The 353-nt window shown below is 46.7% G+C and carries 1 pseudogene; it reads right to left on the reverse strand.

What is annotated here, in order from left to right:
- Nucleotides 1–353 (reverse strand): annotated as a pseudogene (locus BCU12_RS10320) (bifunctional indole-3-glycerol phosphate synthase/phosphoribosylanthranilate isomerase); the annotation flags it as partial.

A 353-nucleotide genomic window follows, 5' to 3' on the forward strand; every position in this document is an offset into this window, starting at 1 on the left:
CCTGAGTATCTAAAAGGTGGCGATCAACATTTCTTTCAAGAAGAGACGGCATTGCATCGGATACACCGTAGGCTTTCCAAATTTCTACTGACTTCGGAAGCTGTTCTTTTAGGCTATCGACATACGTTTGATCTTCATCGCCATGCAGCTGTACGGCTTTTAAGCCTAATTCCAAGACTGTGTGCGTGATGTCTTGGATGGCGTGGTTTTGAAAGACACCGACATAATGAAGAGGAGCACCACTCATGGTCAATCGAGCGGCTTCAATATCTACGCATCGTTTTGACTTTTCAACGAAAATGAGTCCGCCGAACACGGCTCCTGCTTGGTAGGCCTTTGCCGCATCATCAGAG

Origin of the sequence: Vibrio sp. 10N.261.55.A7, from assembly GCF_002877365.1 — a bacterium.
Classification (GTDB): domain Bacteria; phylum Pseudomonadota; class Gammaproteobacteria; order Enterobacterales; family Vibrionaceae; genus Vibrio.